A 19259-nucleotide genomic window follows, 5' to 3' on the forward strand; every position below is an offset into this window, starting at 1 on the left:
TTTCGGCGCCGAACCGGTAACCACTTCGGCGAGATCTGCTTAGCGAGGCCGTCGCCGGGTCAGGCGGTCGTCTGTGCCGCCGGCTGGGCGTCCATGAACCAGGGCTTCACCCCGACGCCGCGGCGCAGGGAATACATGTAGAAGATCGGCATCGTGGCCGGGAACAGGTCGCGGAACTCGCTGCCGTTGAAGGTGACGAACAGGGCCTCCGGAAAGGCCGCCGCGACGGCGCGCTTCTCGACCATGTTCATGCGGTGGTAGTCGAGGGCGCCCTGCTCGGTGGAGCCCTCGCCGCGGTACCACTTGGCGGCGCAGGCGATCAGGCTGGCCAGGATCTCGCCCGACGGCTCCTCCTCGGCGGTGCCGGCGCCGATCTCCCGGGCGAAGGCGACGACGTCGCTGAGCCGGGTGCTGGCGAAGCCGCGGGCCTGGGCGGCGGCGTCGATGGCGTCGAAATAGGCATTCATCGCCGCGGCCGGATGGCCGTTCAGGGTGGCATGGGTGTCGGTGAAGATCAGCCGGAAGATCGCGCCCGGGGCGTAGACCTGGCGCACACGCTCGGCGAGCTGGCCGAGATAGTCGAGGCAGGCGAGGTCCGGCGCGGCGATCTCGGCGCGCGGGCCCTTGCCCCAGTACAGGACGAACTCGACCGGACGCCCGGCGCGCGCCGCCGCATCGACCGCCGGCACCAGCCGCTCGGGGTTGCCGGGCTGCTCGCGCTTGAACGCCCAGGTATTGAACGCCTTGATGATCGCGTCGGCGTCGACCGGCCCGGATGCCGCAGACTTGTGGTTGAATTTTCCGTTTGACTTGCCTTGCGGTTTAGCCGACCGGCCGGAGCCCTGGCCCTGCCGCTGGGTCGAACCGGACCCCGTCAGTTCAGCCGCCTCCGGCGCCGTCGCGTGAGCCTCGATGACGTTCGGGTAGATCGGTTCCATGTCTGTCGCCTCGATTGCCGACGGAACAGTATAATTTAAATTAAACTTGTCGAGGGTGGACATGATGCCGGCCTGTTCGTCATTCGGTATACGTGAAAAATGTATTAACGAACTGTTGGAGTCAAACAGAATGCTGACGGATAGTTAACGCGATCGCATGAATTGATGTTCGCCGGCTCAGGATCGGTGCGGGGCGGCGGACGCCGCCACGCCGCAGCCGCGCTGGACAGGATCTTGCCTTATGGTGAGGGAGGCCCCCGCCGGGGCCGCACCCCGGGAGGATCGCAGGAACCCCGCATGGACCTCGACAGCATCACGGAGGTGGTGGCGCCCCGCGCCCGGGACATGCTGCCGCCTTGGCGGCCGGGCGACGCCTGGCTCGCCGGGGGAACCTGGCTCTTCTCCGAGCCGCAGGACGGGATCGCCCGGCTGGTCGACCTGCCTTCCCTCGGCTGGGAACCGCTGGCGGTGGATGCGTCGGGCTTGCGGATCGCCGCGACCTGCACCATCGCCGCCCTTGACCGGCTCGTGCTCCCGCCGCAGTTCCGCGCCGCCCCGCTGATCGGTCAGTGCTGCCGGGCGCTGCTGGGCTCGTTCAAGGTCTGGAACGCCGCGACCGTCGGCGGCAACCTGTGCCTGGCGCTGCCGGCCGGGCCGATGATCGCCCTGACGGTCGCCCTCGACGGGACCGGCCTGATCTGGACGCCGGACGGCGGCGAGCGCCGCCTGCCCATCCGCGACCTCGTGCTCGGCCCGCAGGAAACGGCGCTCGGCCCCGCCGAGATCCTGCGCCGGATCGACCTGCCGGCGGCGGCGCTCGCCCGCCGCACGGCCTTCCGGCGCCTGTCGCTCAGCCCCAACGGGCGCTCGGGGGCGCTCGCGATCGCCACCCTGGATCCATCGGGTGCCTTCGCCCTCACGGTGACGGCGGCGACCCGGCGCCCGGTGCGGATCGACCGGCCCGCCCTGCCGGGGGCGGAGGCGCTTCGCGACGCGCTCGCCGCCGCGATCCCCGACGGGCTCTGGTACGACGACGTCCACGGCGCCCCCGACTGGCGCCGCCACGTCACCGGGCTCCTCGCCGAGGAGGTCCGGGCCGAGCTGGCGGGAGAGGCCGCGGGGAACGCCGCGGGAGGGGCACCATGAGGCTGACGGTCAACGGCACGAGCCACGAGGTCGCGCCCCGGCCCGGCCAATCCCTGCGCACCGTGCTGCGGGAGCTCGGCTGGTTCGGCGTCAAGAAGGGCTGCGACGCGGGCGATTGCGGCGCCTGCACGGTCCATCTCGACGGCGAGCCGCTGCATTCCTGCCTGGTGCCGGCCTTCCGGGCGGCGGAGCGGCAGGTCACCACGGTCGAGGGCCTCGCCGGCCCCTGCGCCCCCGACGACGGCGTGCCGGACGCGCTCCACCCGGTCCAGGCGGCCTTCGTCGCCGCGCAAGGGTTCCAGTGCGGGTTCTGCACCCCCGGCATGGTGATGACCGCCGCCGCCCTCGACCAGGGCCAGCGCCGCGACCTGCCGGCGGCGCTGAAGGGCAACCTGTGCCGCTGCACCGGCTACCTGTCGATCGCATCCGCGATCGAAGGGATCGCATCCGCGATCGAGGGCCGCGCATCCGCGATCGATGGCAGCGACGGCCCGGCCGCGCCGCCCTGCCCCCAGGGCGCCCCGGCCCCGGCCAGCGCCGCGATCGTCAGCGGCCGCGCCCGCTACACTCTCGACCACGACCTGTCGGGCGCGCTCCACCTCAAGGTGCTGCGCTCGCCCCACGCCCATGCGCGGGTGGTGAGCATCGATCCCGCCGCCGCGCTGGCGGTGCCGGGCGTCGTGCGGGTGCTGACCCATGCGGACGCGCCGGACCGGCTGTTCTCCACCGCCCGGCACGAGAACCCCGCCGACGACGCCAGCGACACGCGGGTGCTCGATCCCGTCCTGCGCTTCGTCGGCCAGCGCGTCGCCGCGGTGCTCGCCGAGACGGAGGCCGCCGCCGCCGCCGGCTGCCGGGCGCTTCGGGTCGATTACGAGGTGCTGCCGGCCTGCCTCGATCCCGAGCGGGCGCTCGACCCCGATGCGCCGCTGGTCCACGGCGCGCGGCCGACGGGCGAGGACGCGCCGCCGCTCCATCCCCATCCCAACCTCGCCGCCGAGGCGCATGGCGAGATCGGCGACGTCGCGGCGGGCCTCGCGGCGGCCGACGTGGTGCACGAGGGCACCTACCGCTCGCAGCGGGTCCAGCACGCCCATCTCGAGACCCACGCGGCGATGGGCTGGCGCGATGCCGACGGGCGCCTCGTCATCCGCTCCAGCACCCAGGTGCCGTTCCTCACCCGCGACGCCCTCTGCGCCCTGTTTGACCTCCCGCGCGAAAAAATCCGGGTCGAGTGCGGCCGGGTCGGCGGCGGCTTCGGGGGCAAGCAGGAGATGCTGACCGAGGACCTGGTGGCGCTCGCCGTGCTGGCCACCGGCCGGCCGGTGCGCTGGGAGCTGACCCGCACCGAGCAGTTCACTGCCACCACCACCCGCCACCCGATGCGGGTGCGGGTGCGCCTCGGGGCGCGTGCCGACGGCACCCTGACGGCGATCGACCTCCAGGTGCTGTCGAATACCGGCGCCTACGGCAACCATGCCGGCGGCGTGCTGCACCACGGCTGCAACGAGGTGATCGCGGTCTATCGCTGCGCCAACAAGCGGGTCGACGGCTATTCCGTCCACACCCACACCCTGCCGGCCGGCGCCTTCCGCGGCTACGGCCTGAGCCAGACCATCTTCGCGGTCGAATCCGCCATGGACGAGCTCGCCCGGGCGCTCGACCTCGATCCGTTCGAGCTGCGGCGCCGCAACGTCGTCCGCCCCGGCGACCCGATGGTCGCGACGAGCCTGGAGCCGCACGACGTGCGGTACGGCAGCTACGGCCTCGACCAGTGCCTCGACCGGGTCGCGGAGGCCCTGGCCTTGCCCCCGCCTCCGGCGCCGCCGGGCTGGCGCACGGGATCGGGCATGGCGCTGTCCATGATCGACACCATCCCGCCGCGGGGCCACTTCGCCGAGGCGCGGATCGCGATCGAGGACGGGCGCTACGTCCTGCGCGTCGGCACGGTGGAGTTCGGCAACGGCACCTCGACGGTGCACGGCCAGATCGCCGCGGAGGTTCTCGCCACCACGCCGGACCGCATCGTCCTGCGCCAGGGCGACACGGACGCGGTGAGCCACGATACCGGCGCCTATGGCAGCACCGGCATCGTGGTCGCCGGCCAGGCAACGTGGCGCGCCGCGGACAGCCTGGCCGCGCTGCTGCGGGGGCGCGCCGCCGCCCGGCTCGGGCTCGATCCCGCCGCATGCCGGCTCGACGGCGATGCGGTCATCGCGGGAGAGGCCCGGATACCCCTGGCCGATCTCGGCCCCGCGGAGGCCGTGGGGCATGCCGACGGCAGCCCGCGATCGGTGGCGTTCAACGTCCAGGGCTTCCAGGTCGCGGTGCGGCCCGAGACCGGCGAGGTGCGCCTCCTGCGAAGCGTCCACGCCGCCGATGCCGGGCGGGTGATGAACCCGGTCCAATGCCGCGGCCAGATCGAGGGCGGCGTCGCCCAGGCGCTCGGCGCCGCGCTGTACGAGGACCTGGCGATCGACGCCGAGGGCCGGGTCGCGACCCCGACCTTCCGCACCTACCACATCCCGGCGATCGCCGACGTGCCCCGCACCGAGGTGATCTTCGCCGACACCCATGACGGCATCGGGCCGCTCGGCGCCAAGTCGATGAGCGAGAGCCCGTTCAACCCCGTGGCGGCGGCGCTCGCCAACGCCATCCGGGACGCGACCGGCGCACGGCTGACCGCCACGCCGTTCGCACCCGACCGGATCTACCGGCAGATCGGCACCACGACCCAGAGCGGCGAGGAGAAGCGATGGACCTGAAGCGCGACGACGGCCTGACCGGGCCGGGCGGTTCCTCCCGAGGCGGGTTCCTGGAGCGCACCTTCGCGCTCTCGGCCCACGGCACCACCGTGCGCACGGAATTGCTCGCCGGGCTGACCACCTTCCTGACGATGGCCTACATCATCTTCGTCAACCCCAACATCCTGGGCGATGCCGGGATGCCGAAGGGGGCGGTGTTCGTCGCGACCTGCCTCGTCGCGGCGATCGGCTCGCTGGTGATGGCGTTCTATGCCAACTACCCGATCGCGCTGGCGCCGGGCATGGGGCTCAACGCCTACTTCGCCTACGTGGTGGTGCTCCAGATGGGCTACACCTGGCAGGCGGCGCTCGGTGCGGTGTTCATCTCCGGCCTGCTCTTCATGGTCGTCACGCTGACGGGTTTGCGCCGCATCATCGTCGAGGGCATCCCCCGGTCGATGCGCATCGCTATCACGGTCGGCATCGGGCTGTTCCTGGCGATCATCGCGCTGAAGAGCGCCGGCGTGGTGGCGGCGAGCCCGGCGACCTTCGTCACCCTCGGCGACCTGCACAAGCCGAGCGCGGTGCTGGCGGTACTGGGCTTCCTGATCGTCGCGGTGCTCTCCGTGCGCAAGGTGCGCGGCGCGCTGCTCGCCGGCATCCTGACCGTCACGGCGTTGAGCTTCGTCGTCGCCGACAACACCTTCCAGGGTGTCGCCTCGCTGCCGCCCTCGATCGCCCCGACGCTGTTCGCCCTCGACATCACCGGCGCGCTGTCGGGCGGGCTCCTCAACGTGATCCTGGTGTTCTTCCTCGTCGAATTGTTCGACGCCACCGGCACGCTGATGGGCGTCGCCAACCGGGCGGGACTCCTCACGCAGGGAAAGATGGAGCGCCTCGACAAGGCGCTGATGGCCGATTCCTCGTCGATCTTCGTCGGCTCGCTCCTCGGCACGTCGAGCACCACGGCCTATCTGGAGAGCGCGTCGGGCGTCGAGGAGGGCGGGCGCACCGGGCTCACCGCGGCGACGGTGGCGGTCCTGTTCCTGGCCTGCCTGTTCTTCGCGCCGCTCGCCGGCTCGGTCCCGGCCTACGCCACGGCTCCGGCTCTGTTCTACGTCGCCTGCCTGATGCTGCACGAGCTGGTCGATCTCGACTGGGACGACCTGACCGAGGTGCTGCCGGCCTGCGTGACGGCGCTCCTGATGCCCTTCACCTACTCGATCGCCAACGGCGTCGCCTTCGGCTTCATCACCTACGCGGTGATCAAGCTGCTCACCGGCCGCTTCCGGGAGGTGAAGCCGGTGGTGTGGGTGATCGCGGGCGTGTTCCTGTTCAAGTTCGTGGCGACGGGGAGTGCGCACTGACGGGCGCAGCCGTCCTCAACCCTCCCGCCTCCGCGGCAGGGCTGCCCGGGCAAGGTGTAGCGCGCGGGCTCTCCCCTCTCCCCGCGGGCGGGGAGAGGGGAAACTCGCGCCTTTTCGTGAAGACGAAGCGCCGCCTCAGTACTTCCGAACCAGGCTCACCAGCCGGCCCTGGATCCGCACCCGGTCCGGCCCGAGCACCCGGGTCTCGTAGGCCGGGTTGGCGGCCTCCAACGCGATCGACGAGCCGCGGCGGCGCAGGCGCTTCAGGGTCGCCTCCTCGTCGTCGATCAGGGCCACGATGATGTCGCCGGTATTGGCGGTCTCCTGGCGGCGGATCACCACGAGGTCGCCGTCGAGAATGCCGGCCTCGATCATCGAGTCGCCGCGCACCTCCAGGGCGTAGTGCTCGCCGCTGGCGAGGAAGTCCGGCGACATCGCCACCGTGCGGCTCTGGCTCTGGATCGCCGAGATCGGCGTACCGGCGGCGATCCGGCCCATCACCGGCACGCTGACCGACTGGCCGTTCTCGTCCGAGGCCGTCGCCATGGCGGGGATGCCGGCGGGCCGCTTGGGCTCGTGAGCGCGCCCGCCCTCGACGACGCTCGGGTTGAACCGCACCACCTCGGCCCCGGCCGCGGGAGCCGTCGCCGGCCCCGTCACCGTCTCGGGGATGCGGATCACCTCGATCGCCCGGGCCCGGTTCGGCAGGCGGCGCAGGAAGCCGCGCTCCTCAAGGGCGGTGATCAGGCGGTGGATACCCGATTTCGACTTGAGATCGAGGGCGTCCTTCATCTCGTCGAAGGACGGGGGGACGCCCGTCTCGCGCATTCTCTGCTGAATGAAGCGGAGCAGGTCCAACTGCTTACGCGTGAGCATGTGACACTCTCATCCCCGCGCTGCCGCGCTCCGGAAACAAATCGCGAACATGGTAAGCGTTCCGCAAGTGTTCCGCAAGCGGCTTCGAAAAAGCGGCGCACGGCCGCAGCAACCGGGGTGATAGACGGGGATGTCGCGGGTCGATCGTACGATGAGGCAGGCCCCGCCCGGAATTCGACCGGCGCGGGACTGTCCGCCGCGCCGGCCCGTCGGGCGGGTGTCAGCCCCGCCCCTTGCGGCCCTTGTATTTGGGCTTCTGGCCCGGAAAGCCTTGCGTCGAGCGGCCGGTGGGGCGCTCGGCGTAGGAGAAGGGCACCTCGCGGTCGGTGCCCGGGCCCATGTCGTCGAGGTCGGGCTGGCGGATGCGGGTGCCCTCGTCGGAGGTACCCTTGCCGCCGGGGCCGTATCCCAGGGGCTCGGGGCCGCGCCGCTTGCGCTTGGCGCCGAAGCGGCCGGCGTCGCGCTCGACGTCGGCCTGGGCCGCCATCGGGTCGTCGGCGATGGCGAGCTCGGTCGCCTGGAGACGCTTGAGCTCGTCGCGCAGGCGCGCCGCCTCCTCGAAGTCGAGGTCCGCGGCGGCCGTCCGCATCCGCTTCTCGAGGTCGGCCATCACCGCCTTGAGGTTGTGGCCGACCGTGACGGCGGACTTGGCGAGCCCCGTATCGACCTGGACGTGGTCGCGCTCGTAGACGCTCTCCAGGATGTCCGAGATGTTGCGCTTCACGCTCTGGGGCGTGATGCCGTGCTCCTCGTTGTAGGCGAGCTGCTTCTTGCGCCGGCGCTCGGTCTCGGCCATCGCCCGCTCCATCGAGCCGGTGATGTGGTCGGCGTAGAGGATGCAGCGGGCGTCCGCGTTGCGGGCGGCCCGCCCGATGGTCTGGATCAGCGAGGTCTCGGAGCGCAGGAAGCCTTCCTTGTCGGCGTCGAGGATGCCGACGAGGGCGCATTCCGGGATGTCGAGGCCCTCGCGCAGGAGGTTGATGCCGATCAAGACGTCGAAGGCGCCGAGCCGCAGGTCGCGGATGATCTCGATCCGCTCCAGCGTGTCGATGTCGGAGTGCATGTAGCGCACCCGCACGCCGTTCTCGTGCAGGTACTCGGTCAGGTCCTCGGCCATGCGCTTGGTGAGCGTCGTCACCAGCGTGCGGTAGCCGGCGGCCGCCACCTCCTTGACCTCGCCGAGCAGGTCGTCGACCTGGGAGCGGGCCGGGCGCACCTCGATGACCGGATCGACGAGACCGGTCGGACGGATGACCTGCTCGGCGAAGACGCCGCCGGTCTGCTCCAGCTCCCACTTCGCCGGCGTCGCCGAGACGTGGATCGATTGCGGGCGCATCGCGTCCCATTCCTCGAACCGCAAGGGTCGGTTGTCGAGGCAGGAGGGCAGCCGGAAACCGTATTCGGCGAGCGTCGCCTTGCGGCGGAAGTCGCCCCGGTACATGCCGCCGATCTGCGAGACCGTGACGTGGCTCTCGTCGGTGAAGACCAGCGCGTTGTCGGGCAGGTACTCGAACAGGGTCGGCGGCGGCTCGCCGGGCTTGCGGCCGGTGAGGTAGCGCGAATAGTTCTCGATGCCGTTGCAGGCGCCCGTGGCCTCGATCATCTCGAGGTCGAACGTGCAGCGCTGCTCCAGGCGCTGGGCCTCGATCAAGCGGCCCATCCGGGTCAGCTCCTCGACCCGCCACTTCAGCTCGTCCTTGATGCCCTTGACCGCCTGCTGCAGGGTCGGGCGCGGCGTGACGTAGTGGCTGTTGGCGTAGACCTTGACGAATTTCAACGTGTTGAGGGTCTTGCCGGTGAGCGGATCGAACTCCGAGATCGCCTCGATCTCGTCGCCGAACAGGCCGATGCGCCAGCCGCGATCCTCCAAGTGGGCCGGCCACAGCTCGATCACGTCGCCGCGCACCCGGAAGGTGCCGCGGGCGAAATCGGACTGGATGCGCTTGTATTGCAGCGCCACCAGATCGGCGACGAGCTGGCGCTGCTCGATCTTCTCGCCGAGGCTGACGGTGAACGACATCGCCGTATAGGTCTCGACCGAGCCGATACCGTAGATGCACGACACCGAGGCGACGATGATGACGTCGTCGCGCTCCAGGAGCGCCCGGGTCGCCGAGTGGCGCATCCGGTCGATCTGCTCGTTGATCGACGATTCCTTCTCGATGAAGGTGTCGGAGCGCGCGACGTAGGCCTCGGGCTGGTAATAGTCGTAATACGAAACGAAGTACTCGACGGCGTTGTCGGGGAAGAAGCTCTTGAACTCGCCGTAGAGCTGCGCCGCCAGGGTCTTGTTGGGGGCGAGGATCAGGGCCGGGCGCTGGGTCTCCTCGATGACCTTGGCCATCGTGAAGGTCTTGCCCGAGCCCGTGACCCCGAGCAGCACCTGGTCGCGCTCCTGGCCCTGGACGCCTGCCACCAGCTCGGCGATGGCCCGGGGCTGGTCGCCGGCCGGGGTGAATTCGGAATTCAGCCGGAACGGGACGCCGCCCTCGGATTTCTGCGGCCGCTCCGGCCGGTGCGGCCGCCACAGCTCGCCGTTCTTGAACAGCGGGTTGCCCTCGGTCAGGAGCTTGGTCAGCGCGTCGACCGTCGCCGAGACGCCCTCGGCCGCCAGCGACCCGCGCTCCTCCACCGCCTCGCCGTCCGGCTCGCGCAGGCCGAGCGCCTCGGCGAGCGCCGGCTCGACATCGGTCGTGGCGCCGTGCGCGAAGGCGGCCTGCGGCGCCTCGCCGAAACCGTCAGGCCCTGCAGCCTCCGGGCCCCGGGCGCGGCGGGCCGCCGGCTTGTCGGCAGCCTTCGCCTCCGCGGGCTTGGCCTGCGCCGCGTCCTTGCGCGAGCGGCCCCGCTTCGGCGGCTCGGGCGGCGGTGGCGGCGCGGCGGCGGGCAGGCGGTCGCGGTTCAGCGCTGGGTTCAGCAGCTCGGCGAGGAAGGGATCGAGCGGCTTCAGCTCGGGCTTCGAGGCCTTGCCGGTCGACGGACGGGGCTTCTTCGGGGCGGGCATGCGGCAGATATGGCAAGCCGCACCGGGCCCGGAAAGAGCCCGCGTCACCGCACCTTGGCGACCGCCAGCGTGCTGCCCTCGACCAGCAGGAAGCCGACGCCGGCCCGGCGCAGGGCGGCGACGGCGGCGTGGCGGCTTCTCGCCGCCGGCCCTTCGCCGCCCTCCTCCAGGCGCCGGACGGTCGAGAGCGACAGGCCGCTCGCCCCGGCGAGGTCGCCCATCGACCAGCCGAGCAGGCCGCGGGCGGCGCGCAGGTGCGGGGCCTGCACCGCCTGCTCCAGTCCCTGCCTGATCTGCCCGGTAGGTTGCACCCGCTGCCCGCCGACGCGGGAATTCACGCTGGCCCAGCACAGGATCCCCCCGCCCGGGCCGCGCACCGGGACGAAGACGCCGCGGAACCGGCCGGTCCCGCCCTCGGCGAGACACAGGTGCTGGTCGACCGTGAAGGACCGCCCGGCGACGATCATCTCCTCGAACAGCTCGCTCACGCGCCTGCGCTCGTCCGGCGCCGTCACCCTGGTCCAGTCGGCACGGAACGCTTCCTGGCTCAGGCCCGTGAGGCTGAGGAGTTCCCGCGACGCGACGCGGAACGTCTCCGAGTACGGCGAGGCGTGCTGCCAGGTCTGCGCCTGCTCGAACAGGATCCGGCGGCGCCGCTGCTCCTCGCGATGCAGGGCCGCCATGTGCTCGGGATCGGTCACGTCCATCAGCACGCCGGCGGCCGCCCGAGGTCGACCCTCGAGGGTGAAGTAGACCGTGCCGTGGCCGGACAGGACGCGAACCGACCCGTCCGGCCGGATTATCCGGAATAAGTAGTTGGTGACGATGCCATCCCGCATCGCCTGCGCCCCGCCTTCGATGAGCGCGCGATCGTCCGGATGGACGAGGTTGAAGAACAGGTCTGTAGCCGGCCTCGCCGCGCCCGGCTCGAGACCGAGCAGGCGGAAGAGCCCGGGGGACCAGGTCTGCTCGTCGGTGGCGAAGGTCCAGGTCCAGGTGCCAATCAGGCCATGGGCCTCGATCAGCTGGAGCCAATCGCGATCCGCGAAGGCCAGGGTCCGCTGCGGGCCGCCCGGGATGGCGCCCTCCGGTCCGAGCCCGCTCACGCGTCGACCTCCGCGGGCCGATACGGCCCGTCGATCGGCGCCGGGGCCTCGCCGGGCAGCGGCGCCGGGGCCTCGGCGGGCAGCGGCGCATCGACCCCGAGCGGGGCGGGCAGGTCCCGGTCCCAGGGCGGATCGGCGAAGCGGGCCGCCACGAACGCGACCAGGGCCCGGACCTTGGCGGGCGGATTGCGGCGCGAGGGCATCACCGCGTGCAGCGGCAGCGACGGGATCGGCCCGAGATCGAGCGCCACCAGGCTGCCACGGCGCAGGGCATCGGCGACCAGGAAGGTCGGCTGGTAGATCAGCCCGAGCCCGGCGGCGGCGGCGGCCACCAGGGCGTCGCCGTTCGAGGCGCGCAGCGAGCCCTCGACCGCCACGGTACCGCCCGCGAAGCGCCAGCCGTCGCTGCTGGCGAGGGTGTAGCCGAGGCAGTTATGGCCGCGTAGCTCCGCCGGGCGGCGGGGCCGGCCCCGCACCGCGAGATAGGACGGCGCCGCGCAGACGCACATCCGGCACGGGGCGAGCGCCCGGGCGACGAGGCGCGAATCGCGCAGATGGCCGATCCGGAGCGCCAGGTCCCAGCCCTCCTCGATCAGGTCGACCGGCCGGTCGTTGAGGCCGAGCTCGACGGCGAGGCCGGGATGGGCACGGGCGAACTCGGCGAGCGCCGGGGCGACCTGCAGCACGCCGAACGAGACCGGCACGTTGAGCCGCAGGGTGCCGCGCGGCTCCGCCGCCTCGGCGCCGGCCTCCGCCTCGGCCTCGTCGATCTCCGCGAGGATGCGCTCGCACGCCTCGAGGTAGCGCCGGCCGGCCTCGGTCAGGGTCAGGCGGCGGGTCGAGCGGTGCAGCAGCCGGGCGCCGAGGCGCTCCTCGAGGGTGGCGACGTGCTTGGTGACGCCGCTCTGCGACAGGCCGAGCGTCCGGGCGGCGGCCGAGAAGCTGCCGGTCGCGGCGACGCGCACGAAGGTCTGCATGGCGGTCAGCCGGTCGAGCACGGGGGCGATCTCACTCCGTGGGCGTGAAGTGAACCGACGGAATGCAGCATTCCACCTTGTTTGCAACCGAGGCAGTCTACGCGGGCCGCGGGGGCGATCCCACCGGCCCAGACGCCGAGGAGAGCCCGATGACGACGCCGATCGACCCGCAGACCCGTATCGGGCACGTCCACCTGCGGGTGGCCGACCTCGATCGGGCGCTCGGCTTCTATTGCGGGGTGCTCGGCTTCACGCTGATGCAGCGCTACGGCAGGGAGGCCGCCTTCGTGTCGGCCGGCGGCTACCACCACCATATCGGGCTCAACACCTGGGACAGCGCCGGCGGATCGCCGCCGCCGCCCGGGAGCACCGGGCTCTACCACGTCGCGATCCTCTACCCGACGCGGGCAGCGCTCGCCGACGCGCTGGCCCGCCTCGACGCCGCCGGGATCCCGCTGACCGGAGCCAGCGACCACGGCGTGAGCGAGGCGCTCTACCTCGACGACCCGGACCGCAACGGGGTGGAACTGTACCGCGACCGCCCCGAGGCGGAATGGCCGCGGGACGAGGCGGGCGCCCTGCGGATGGCGACGCGCCGCCTCGACCTCGCGTCCCTGCGGGCGGAGCTTACTCGGGCGCAGATCACTCGGCCGTAGGAGCCTCGGGCGCGCGGAAATAGGGCTCGACCGGGCCCTTCAGCTTCACGGTCATCGCGTTGCCGAAGCGGTCCTTGGCGTTGCCGGCGGCGAGCCGCACCCAGCCCTCGCTCACGCAATATTCCTCGACGTTGGTCTTCTCGACGCCCTTGAAGCGCACGCCGACGCCGCGCTCGAGCAGGGCGGCGTCGTGGAACGGGCTGCGCGGGTCGGTGCTCAGGCGGTCGGGCGGGGTGTCGGACATCGGGCCGGTCTCCGGGATTCAATCGGCGCCCCAGGTAGCCGCTCCCGGCGCCGCTGCCAATCCGCCCCGGGGCGCCTTCCCGCCGTTTGGAATTTTCATAATTCGGATCAAAGTATAATTTTTGGATGCAATGTAGAAAATCTCCAATATTTCACGATGATCTTGCCGTCGCGAATGTCTTGCTGCATGGAGGGCGTGCCGATCCCCGGCACGATCCGAGATGGAGGCCGCGATGGCGCGAGCGCTGATCCTGATTCACGGCTGTGCCGGTCTGTTCCGCGAGGGATGGCCCCCGGTCGGGCTGCCCTGGGAGCGGCTCGTCGTCCTGCTGAGCGAGGCGGAGCGCGCACGATGACCTTCCACCAGCACGAGCGCTCGCGGGCCGAGGCCGAGATGCGGGCGCGATCGGCCCTGGAGCGGGCCCTGACCCTGGCCTTCTGGGACGCCCTGGAGCGGGGGCCGCTGCCGCCGATGGCCGCACTCGAAGCCGCGGCCCGCACCGTCGGCGCGCTCTATCGCCAGATCGCCTCCCTGCACGGCCCGGCGCCGCGCTGCGGTTGCGGCTGGCAGCCCGAGCCGGACGAGGACCTGATCCGGCTCGAGGCGATGCTGGCGGCGGCCCTCATCGAGCGGACCCGGCCGGGACTCGCCGACCTGCCGGTGCAGGGGCGGGCCTGAAGACGGATCGCCCTCGCCCCTCGGGCCCCGACCCGTCCGCCGCGGTCCCGTCCGGCCCCGGCCTTGCCGCGGGATGGGAGAAGGGCCGGACGTCGGCAGCCGCTCAGGCCGCGCCACCGGCGAGCGGCACGATCGCCAGCACGCCGCCGTCGAGCACCTGGTCGTCGGTGGCCCAGAGCAGCCACAGGGCCTCGACCGTGAGGCGCAGGATCGGCCGGTGCCACCAGCGCTCGATCAAATCGGCCAGGCACGCGGCCTCGGCCGGGTCGAGGTCGTCGGTCAGGGCGTGCAGGCCGACGACGTAGAGGCCGCTCGGGGGCCGGCCCACGATCCGCTGGACCGTCGCCAGCATGTCGGCGCCGTCGCGGCGCTCCGGGTAGACCCGGAGATAGAGGCGCCCGAGATTGACGTTGCCCGAGAAGAGTCCGCGCAGCTCCACCGCGACCGGGCCGAGCGCCGCCAGGGCCGCGCGCTGCCCGTCGGTGAGCGACGGCTCGGCGTCGGACCCGACCGCCAGGGAGCCGCACAGGGTGGCGTGCAGGCGGTCCGCGCGGCGCGCGGCGACATCCCAGGCGATCTTTCCGGCAAGGGGAGAGGCGCGCAGCTCCCGTTCCAGCGCGGCGAAGGCCGGCGCGGCGGCAAGCGACGCCTGCGGCACCGGCAGCACCAGCGAGACGACCCGGGGATGGCGCCCGTGATCGTAATGACGGCCTTCCCGCGATGGAATCACGCGAGGGTGGCCGGGCGCTACCAGGGGCAGGTGCGCCAGGCGGTAGGATTCATCGAGGACGAGCCCGTCGCCCGGCACGAAGACGGTGCGGCTGCGGCGATAGGCCAGGGCCTCGTCCGGGCAGAAGACCGGCCCGGCCGCCAGGATCAGTCGTCCTTCTTGCGGGCGGACTTCACGGTGGGCTTGGCCGCCGGCTTGGTCTCGGCCTTCGGAGCGGGCTTGGCCGCCGGCTTCGAATCCTGCTTGGCGTCGTGCTTGGCGGCGGGCTTCGCCGCGGCCTTGTGGCCCTTCGGCTCCGCGATCACCGCGGTGGAAGGACTGGTGGAGGCGAAGGCCGAGGCTGCGGCCGGCGCCGCACCCTTGTGGCGGGCGAGCAGCTTCGGCTGCGGCACGGTAGCGCCGGTCGCCGCGATGCTGCGGCTCGGCGCGGGCCGTTGCGGCACGGGCTTGGCCACCTTCACCCGGGCCGCGGGCCTCGCGGCGACGGGCTTTGCCGGCGCCGCCTCGTCGGTCGCCGCGATGGCGCTCTCGGCCGGGTCGCGGCCGGTCCAGACCAGCACCGGCTGCAGCGGCGCCCGCGGCGGCAGGGCGCGGTTGCGCAGGGCCGCGCTGTTCATGGTGGCGAAGGCCAAAGCCGAGGAGGGCGGCGCCCCGGCCGCCATCAGCTGGGCGTTGGCGTTGTCGGCGTTGCCCCCGGCCGCCGCGGCGCTCGCGGTGAGGGCCGCGGAATCCGCATCCGTCGGCATCGGCCGGCGCTTGTCGCAGATGTAGGGCCGCATGTCGGGCGGGGTGGCGATCGACGAGGCCGGCAGCTCGGCGAGGGTCTGGCCGCCGAAGCTGAAGCCCGACTGGCCGAAGCCGTAATCGAACAGGTCGGCGGCCTTCAGGTCGCGCTCGCGGGCGCTCGACTGGCCCATCACCACCGTGAGGATGCGCCGGCCGTTGCGGTTGGCGCTCGCCACCACGTTGAAGCCGCCCGAGCAGATGAAGCCGGTCTTCATCCCGTCGACGCCGGCATAGCGGCCGAGCAGGCCGTTGTGGTTCGGCATCACCGCGCGGCCGAACTGGATCGCCGAGATCGAGAAGAGGTCGCGGTTCTCGGGAAAGTCGCGCAGCAGCGCCCGGCCGAGCACCGCCATGTCGCGGGCCGAGGTCCATTGCCGCGGGTCGGGCAGGCCGTTGGGGTTGGTCCAGCGGCTGTCGCGCATGCCGAGGCGCTGCGCGGTCTCGTTCATCTGCGCGGCGAAGCCGTCGATCGAGCCGCCGAGATTCTCGCCGATCGCCCAGGCGACGTCGTTGGCCGACTTCACCATGATGATCTTGAGCGCGTTGTCGAGGGTGAGCTGCGTGCCGGGCTTGAAGCCCATCTTGGAGGGGGGCTCGGCCGCCGCGGCCTCCGAGATGGTGAGCAGCTGGTCCATCGAGGCGCGGCCCTGGCGCACCATGTCGAGGGCGACGTAGGTCGTCATCAGCTTGGTGATCGAGGCCGGGAACCACGGATCGGTGGCGCCCTGGCTGTAGATCACCTTGCCGGAATCGACGTCGACGACCAGCATCGGCGCGGTGACCGCCCCCGCCGTTCCGGCAGCCAGAAGAGCACCGAGGCCGAGGAGGCGTCCGGCGAGGCGCGGCAGCAGCGCAGCGTTGAACATTCCGATGGATTCCCGTCGTACCGGTGCCGCCCCGCGGCGCGCCCCGCGACCGTCCGGCCCCTTGCTCCGGGCCGTCCGATCGCGCCGCCCCGGGCACCGCACGGCGGACCGGCCGTGATTGTAGGGCAGCGGCGAAGCTTTTGACAGCGCCGCGCGATGCGCCCATGAACCCGACATCCATGGCGGGAGGATGGCGGCCCGCCCCTCCCCCGGCCGCGCACAGGCCCGTCCACAGGCGGGGGACGCGCGCACCGGCCCTGCGCCGGGCACCCTTGCGGGCGCGGGCCGCATCTGACACGCCGGGACGACCGTCTCGATCCACAAGGGAGCACCGCGCGACGCCGCAAGGCGGCGCCCGACGACCGACATCATGAGCTACGCCGTCAAGGAGATCTTCCACACCCTCCAGGGCGAGGGCGCCCAGGCCGGGCGCGCCTCGGTGTTCTGCCGCTTTTCCGGCTGCAACCTGTGGAGCGGCCGCGAGGCCGACCGGGCGCAAGCCGCCTGCCGGTTCTGCGACACCGACTTCGTCGGCACCGACGGCGTCGGCGGCGGCCGCTTCCCCGACGCGGAGGCCCTGGCCGAGGCGATCGAGCGGACCTGGAACGGGGCGCGCGGCCGGCGCTACGTGGTGTTCACCGGCGGCGAGCCGCTGCTCCAGCTCGACGACGCCCTGCTGGCCGCCGTCCATGCCCGCGGCTTCGAGGTCGCGGTGGAGACGAACGGCACGCAAGCCGCCCCGGCGGGGATCGACTGGATCTGCGTCAGCCCCAAGGCCGGCGCACCCCTGCGCCTCACCGGCGGCCACGAGCTGAAGCTCGTCTACCCGCAGGCCGGCCTCGACCCGGACGCGCTCGCCGAGCTCGACTTCCGCCACCTCTGGCTCCAGCCGATGGACGGGCCCGACCGGATCGCCAACACCCAGGCCGCGGTGGCCCATTGCCTGCGCGACGCCCGCTGGCGCCTCAGCCTGCAGACCCACAAGCTGATCGGGATCCCGTAGCCGCCGCACGGGCCCGCACGGGTTCGCCCGCCGGCCCCATCGGTGCTAAGGGGCCGCCCAACTCCATATCCAGAACAGACGACCGATGAAGATCACCCAGGCCTTCACGTTCGAGGCGGCCCACCGGCTGCCGAACGTGCCCGCGACCCATCGCTGCCACCGCATGCATGGCCATTCCTACCGGGTCGAGCTGACCCTCGACGGGCCGGTCGACCCCGAGACCGGCTGGGTCGTCGACTTCTTCGACGTCGAGGCCGCCTTCGGGCCGGTGCTCGAGCGGCTCGACCATTACTGCCTCAACGAGGTGCCGGGCCTTGAGAACCCGACCGCCGAGCACATCGCGGTCTGGATCTGGGAGAAGACCCGGCCGGCCCTGCCGCTCCTGTCCTCGGTCAAGGTGTTCGAGACGCCGATGTCGTGGGCCGAGTATACCGGCGCGTGAGCGCCCGATAGCCCGTTCGAGCGGTTGCGCCGATCGACCTGGCACTCACGCGGCCATTTCGCCACGTCATCCCGGGTTCGGCTTGTGCGGCCCCGGGATGACATCGAGGGTTCCGATTGGTGCAGCCCGATCAAACAGGCCCTGACGAGGCCGAGCACCGGCGGCGGCTCGCCGCCATCGTCCGGGCCGATCCCGACCTGATGGCGCTCCTGACGAAGGCCCGCGACCTCGCCCTGCCGCAATGGCGCCTCGTCGCCGGCTGCCTGTACCAGACGGTCTGGAACGCTCTGACCGGGCGGCCGCGCGGGCACGGCATCCGCGACTACGACCTGATCTACTTCGACGATGCCGACCTGTCCTGGGAAGCCGAGGACGCGGTCCTGCGACGCGCGGCCCCTTCTCTCGCGGGTGGCGTCGGCCCGGTCGAGATCCGCAACCAGGCCCGGGTCCATCTCTGGTTCGAGCGCCGTTTCGGCAGCCCCTACCCTCCCCTGCCGAGCCCCGATGCGGCCTTGTCCCGCTACGCGGCGGTCGTCCACGCGGTCGGGGTGCGGTTCGAGCCGGACGACGCGCTCTCGATCGTCGCGCCGTTCGGCCTCGCCGACCTGTTCGGAATGGTCCTGCGCCCCAACCCCGCCATCGCCAACGGGCCGGCCTACGCCGCCAAGGCGGAACGGGCACGGGCGCTCTGGCCCGAGATCACGGTGCTGCCGTGGCCTGGAGCGGTCGACCCGGCTGTCAAGTGCGCGGGAGACACGGCGGCAGTTTCCACCGGACTGTCCCCCGGGCCCTCCCCGTTCTCGACAAGTCGTTGAGCCGGTAGGGATCTTTTGGCACTCGCAACGTCGCTTCAACGAAACGGTCACGATTCCAGCACCTTGCCGCCGGACAGGCTGTGGATCGGGTGGGGGTGGCTGCAGGGTGTAACGATCGGTTTACCCTGCGGTCGATCGTTCCTGTTGCGAGGCGTCACCAGGACAGCCTAGTTTTTGGCCCATGCCCGCCCTTCGCGCGGGTCTCGTCCCGCTCTGAGATGATCGACCGGACCGGCTTCCGGGCACGACGCGCCCGGGCGTCGCCGTGGGCGGCCGCCAACCCTTGGCGCCGCCTCGCGGATTTCGGGGTCCCCGGTCCTTAAGAGAAACGAGACCAGTTGTTGATAGACCGGGGTGAACCACGGGAAAAAGGCACGGGAGCCGTTGACTCCCTCGGCCCTTCGACCCGGCCGCCGGGCCCCTCGTCCGGGGTGCGGCAAGCGTATCTGCGTACGGACCGGGTCGCGGGCAACCGCGGACGGGCCGAGAAGGGACCAGTCATGCGTGTGGACGGCAGCTTGGCGGAAGGAGTCGGCTCCGGCCGTGGCGGCAACGGCGACGACGGCCGCACCAGCGGCACCGCCGACATCGCGGGAGCCTGGCAGCGGGTGAAGCGCCGCCTGCGGGCGGAGCTCGGCGAGGACGTGTTCGCGAGCTGGTTCGCCCGGCTCGAGCTTCAGGACGTGTCCGGCGGCGTCGCCCGCCTCACCGTGCCGACCCGGTTCCTGAAGAGCTGGATCGAGTCGCACTACATCGACCGGGTGCTCGCCACCTTCCGCAGCGAGGCCGACGGCATCGAGAGCCTGGAGGTCGGGGTGCGCGGCGCCATGGCCCCGGCCCGGCCGGGCGCCGCCGCGGCGGCCAAGCCCGCCCCGGCCCCGCGC

General features: G+C 72.0%; 18 protein-coding genes. 10 read left to right on the forward strand and 8 right to left on the reverse strand.

The features are described 5' to 3' along the window. Positions 1–59 precede the first annotated feature (59 nt). The gene (locus HPY23_RS27060) at positions 60–938 is read right to left on the reverse strand and encodes a hypothetical protein (RefSeq protein ID WP_091884755.1); all 879 of its coding nucleotides are present in this window, start codon (positions 936–938) and stop codon (positions 60–62) included. Between the two features lie 297 nt (positions 939–1235). On the opposite strand from HPY23_RS27060, the gene HPY23_RS27065 reads away from it, so the two are divergent. The 3 genes from HPY23_RS27065 to HPY23_RS27075 are packed head-to-tail and all read left to right on the forward strand — an operon-like array spanning position 1236 to position 6195. Continuing rightward, the gene (locus tag HPY23_RS27065) at positions 1236–2084 is read left to right on the forward strand and encodes an FAD binding domain-containing protein (protein ID WP_091884752.1); all 849 of its coding nucleotides are present in this window, start codon (positions 1236–1238) and stop codon (positions 2082–2084) included. Then, entirely contained in the window at positions 2081–4849 is a 2769-nt protein-coding gene (locus HPY23_RS27070; protein ID WP_091884750.1) for a molybdopterin-dependent oxidoreductase, read from the forward strand. The genes HPY23_RS27065 and HPY23_RS27070 overlap by 4 nt, the downstream gene beginning before the upstream one ends. Beyond that, the gene (locus HPY23_RS27075) at positions 4840–6195 is read left to right on the forward strand and encodes an NCS2 family permease (protein ID WP_060849114.1); all 1356 of its coding nucleotides are present in this window, start codon (positions 4840–4842) and stop codon (positions 6193–6195) included. The genes HPY23_RS27070 and HPY23_RS27075 overlap by 10 nt, the downstream gene beginning before the upstream one ends. A 135-nt stretch (positions 6196–6330) precedes the next feature. Here HPY23_RS27075 and lexA read toward each other — a convergent pair whose 3' ends face one another. The 4 genes from lexA to HPY23_RS27095 all read right to left on the reverse strand — a co-directional run bounded on the left by lexA (position 6331) and on the right by HPY23_RS27095 (position 12176). Further along, positions 6331–7071, reverse strand: coding sequence for a transcriptional repressor LexA (gene lexA / locus HPY23_RS27080; protein WP_060849115.1), 741 nt, complete (start codon positions 7069–7071; stop codon positions 6331–6333). Positions 7072–7291: 220 nt separating this feature from the next. Further along, complete coding sequence (gene uvrB / locus HPY23_RS27085; protein ID WP_091884746.1) at positions 7292–10072, reverse strand: excinuclease ABC subunit UvrB; 2781 nt, start codon at positions 10070–10072, stop codon at positions 7292–7294. Between the two features lie 44 nt (positions 10073–10116). Continuing rightward, positions 10117–11178 (reverse strand): PAS domain-containing protein, encoded by a 1062-nt coding sequence (locus HPY23_RS27090; RefSeq protein WP_175539911.1) that lies wholly within the window; start codon positions 11176–11178, stop codon positions 10117–10119. Then, entirely contained in the window at positions 11175–12176 is a 1002-nt protein-coding gene (locus tag HPY23_RS27095) for a LysR family transcriptional regulator (RefSeq protein WP_091884739.1), read from the reverse strand. Before HPY23_RS27095 ends, HPY23_RS27090 begins: the two co-directional genes overlap by 4 nt. A gap of 128 nt (positions 12177–12304) precedes the next feature. Here HPY23_RS27095 and HPY23_RS27100 point away from each other — a divergent pair, with 128 nt between their 5' ends. After that, positions 12305–12811: a VOC family protein gene (locus HPY23_RS27100; protein ID WP_091884737.1), complete on the forward strand. Its 507-nt coding sequence runs from the start codon at positions 12305–12307 to the stop codon at positions 12809–12811. Here HPY23_RS27100 and HPY23_RS27105 read toward each other — a convergent pair. Beyond that, entirely contained in the window at positions 12798–13055 is a 258-nt protein-coding gene (locus tag HPY23_RS27105; RefSeq protein ID WP_060849118.1) for a DUF3297 family protein, read from the reverse strand. The two genes, HPY23_RS27100 and HPY23_RS27105, sit on opposite strands and share 14 nt — an antisense overlap. Before the next feature lie 232 nt (positions 13056–13287). On the opposite strand from HPY23_RS27105, the gene HPY23_RS33655 reads away from it, so the two are divergent. Both HPY23_RS33655 and HPY23_RS27110 read left to right on the forward strand, forming a co-directional pair. After that, positions 13288–13410 carry a hypothetical protein gene (locus HPY23_RS33655; protein ID WP_268926642.1) on the forward strand — a complete coding sequence of 41 codons (123 nt, stop codon included), beginning with the start codon at positions 13288–13290 and terminating at the stop codon, positions 13408–13410. Continuing rightward, positions 13407–13733: a hypothetical protein gene (locus HPY23_RS27110; RefSeq protein ID WP_091884734.1), complete on the forward strand. Its 327-nt coding sequence runs from the start codon at positions 13407–13409 to the stop codon at positions 13731–13733. The genes HPY23_RS33655 and HPY23_RS27110 overlap by 4 nt, the downstream gene beginning before the upstream one ends. A 103-nt stretch (positions 13734–13836) precedes the next feature. Here the strand turns inward: HPY23_RS27110 and HPY23_RS27115 are convergent, their stop codons facing one another. Together HPY23_RS27115 and HPY23_RS27120 are read right to left on the reverse strand one after the other, a co-directional pair. Continuing rightward, a complete protein-coding gene (locus HPY23_RS27115; protein ID WP_244537532.1) occupies positions 13837–14541 on the reverse strand; it encodes a hypothetical protein in 705 nt (234 codons plus the stop codon). Positions 14542–14609: 68 nt separating this feature from the next. Continuing rightward, a complete protein-coding gene (locus tag HPY23_RS27120) occupies positions 14610–16115 on the reverse strand; it encodes a D-alanyl-D-alanine carboxypeptidase family protein (protein WP_175539910.1) in 1506 nt (501 codons plus the stop codon). A gap of 370 nt (positions 16116–16485) precedes the next feature. Between HPY23_RS27120 and queE the strand changes: the two genes are divergently transcribed. The 4 genes from queE to HPY23_RS27140 form a co-directional block, all read left to right on the forward strand. After that, positions 16486–17118, forward strand: a complete 633-nt coding sequence (queE, locus tag HPY23_RS27125) for a 7-carboxy-7-deazaguanine synthase (RefSeq protein ID WP_091884731.1) — start codon at positions 16486–16488, stop codon at positions 17116–17118. A gap of 85 nt (positions 17119–17203) precedes the next feature. Next, entirely contained in the window at positions 17204–17560 is a 357-nt protein-coding gene (gene queD, locus HPY23_RS27130) for a 6-carboxytetrahydropterin synthase QueD (protein WP_060849121.1), read from the forward strand. Positions 17561–17679: 119 nt separating this feature from the next. Continuing rightward, positions 17680–18375, forward strand: coding sequence for a nucleotidyltransferase family protein (locus tag HPY23_RS27135; protein ID WP_244537531.1), 696 nt, complete (start codon positions 17680–17682; stop codon positions 18373–18375). Positions 18376–18875: 500 nt separating this feature from the next. Beyond that, a partial coding sequence (locus tag HPY23_RS27140; protein WP_276530197.1) for a DnaA N-terminal domain-containing protein occupies positions 18876–19259 on the forward strand: 384 nt, incomplete at its 3' end.

The sequence above is a fragment of the Methylobacterium ajmalii genome, from assembly GCF_016613415.1.
Classification (GTDB): domain Bacteria; phylum Pseudomonadota; class Alphaproteobacteria; order Rhizobiales; family Beijerinckiaceae; genus Methylobacterium; species Methylobacterium ajmalii.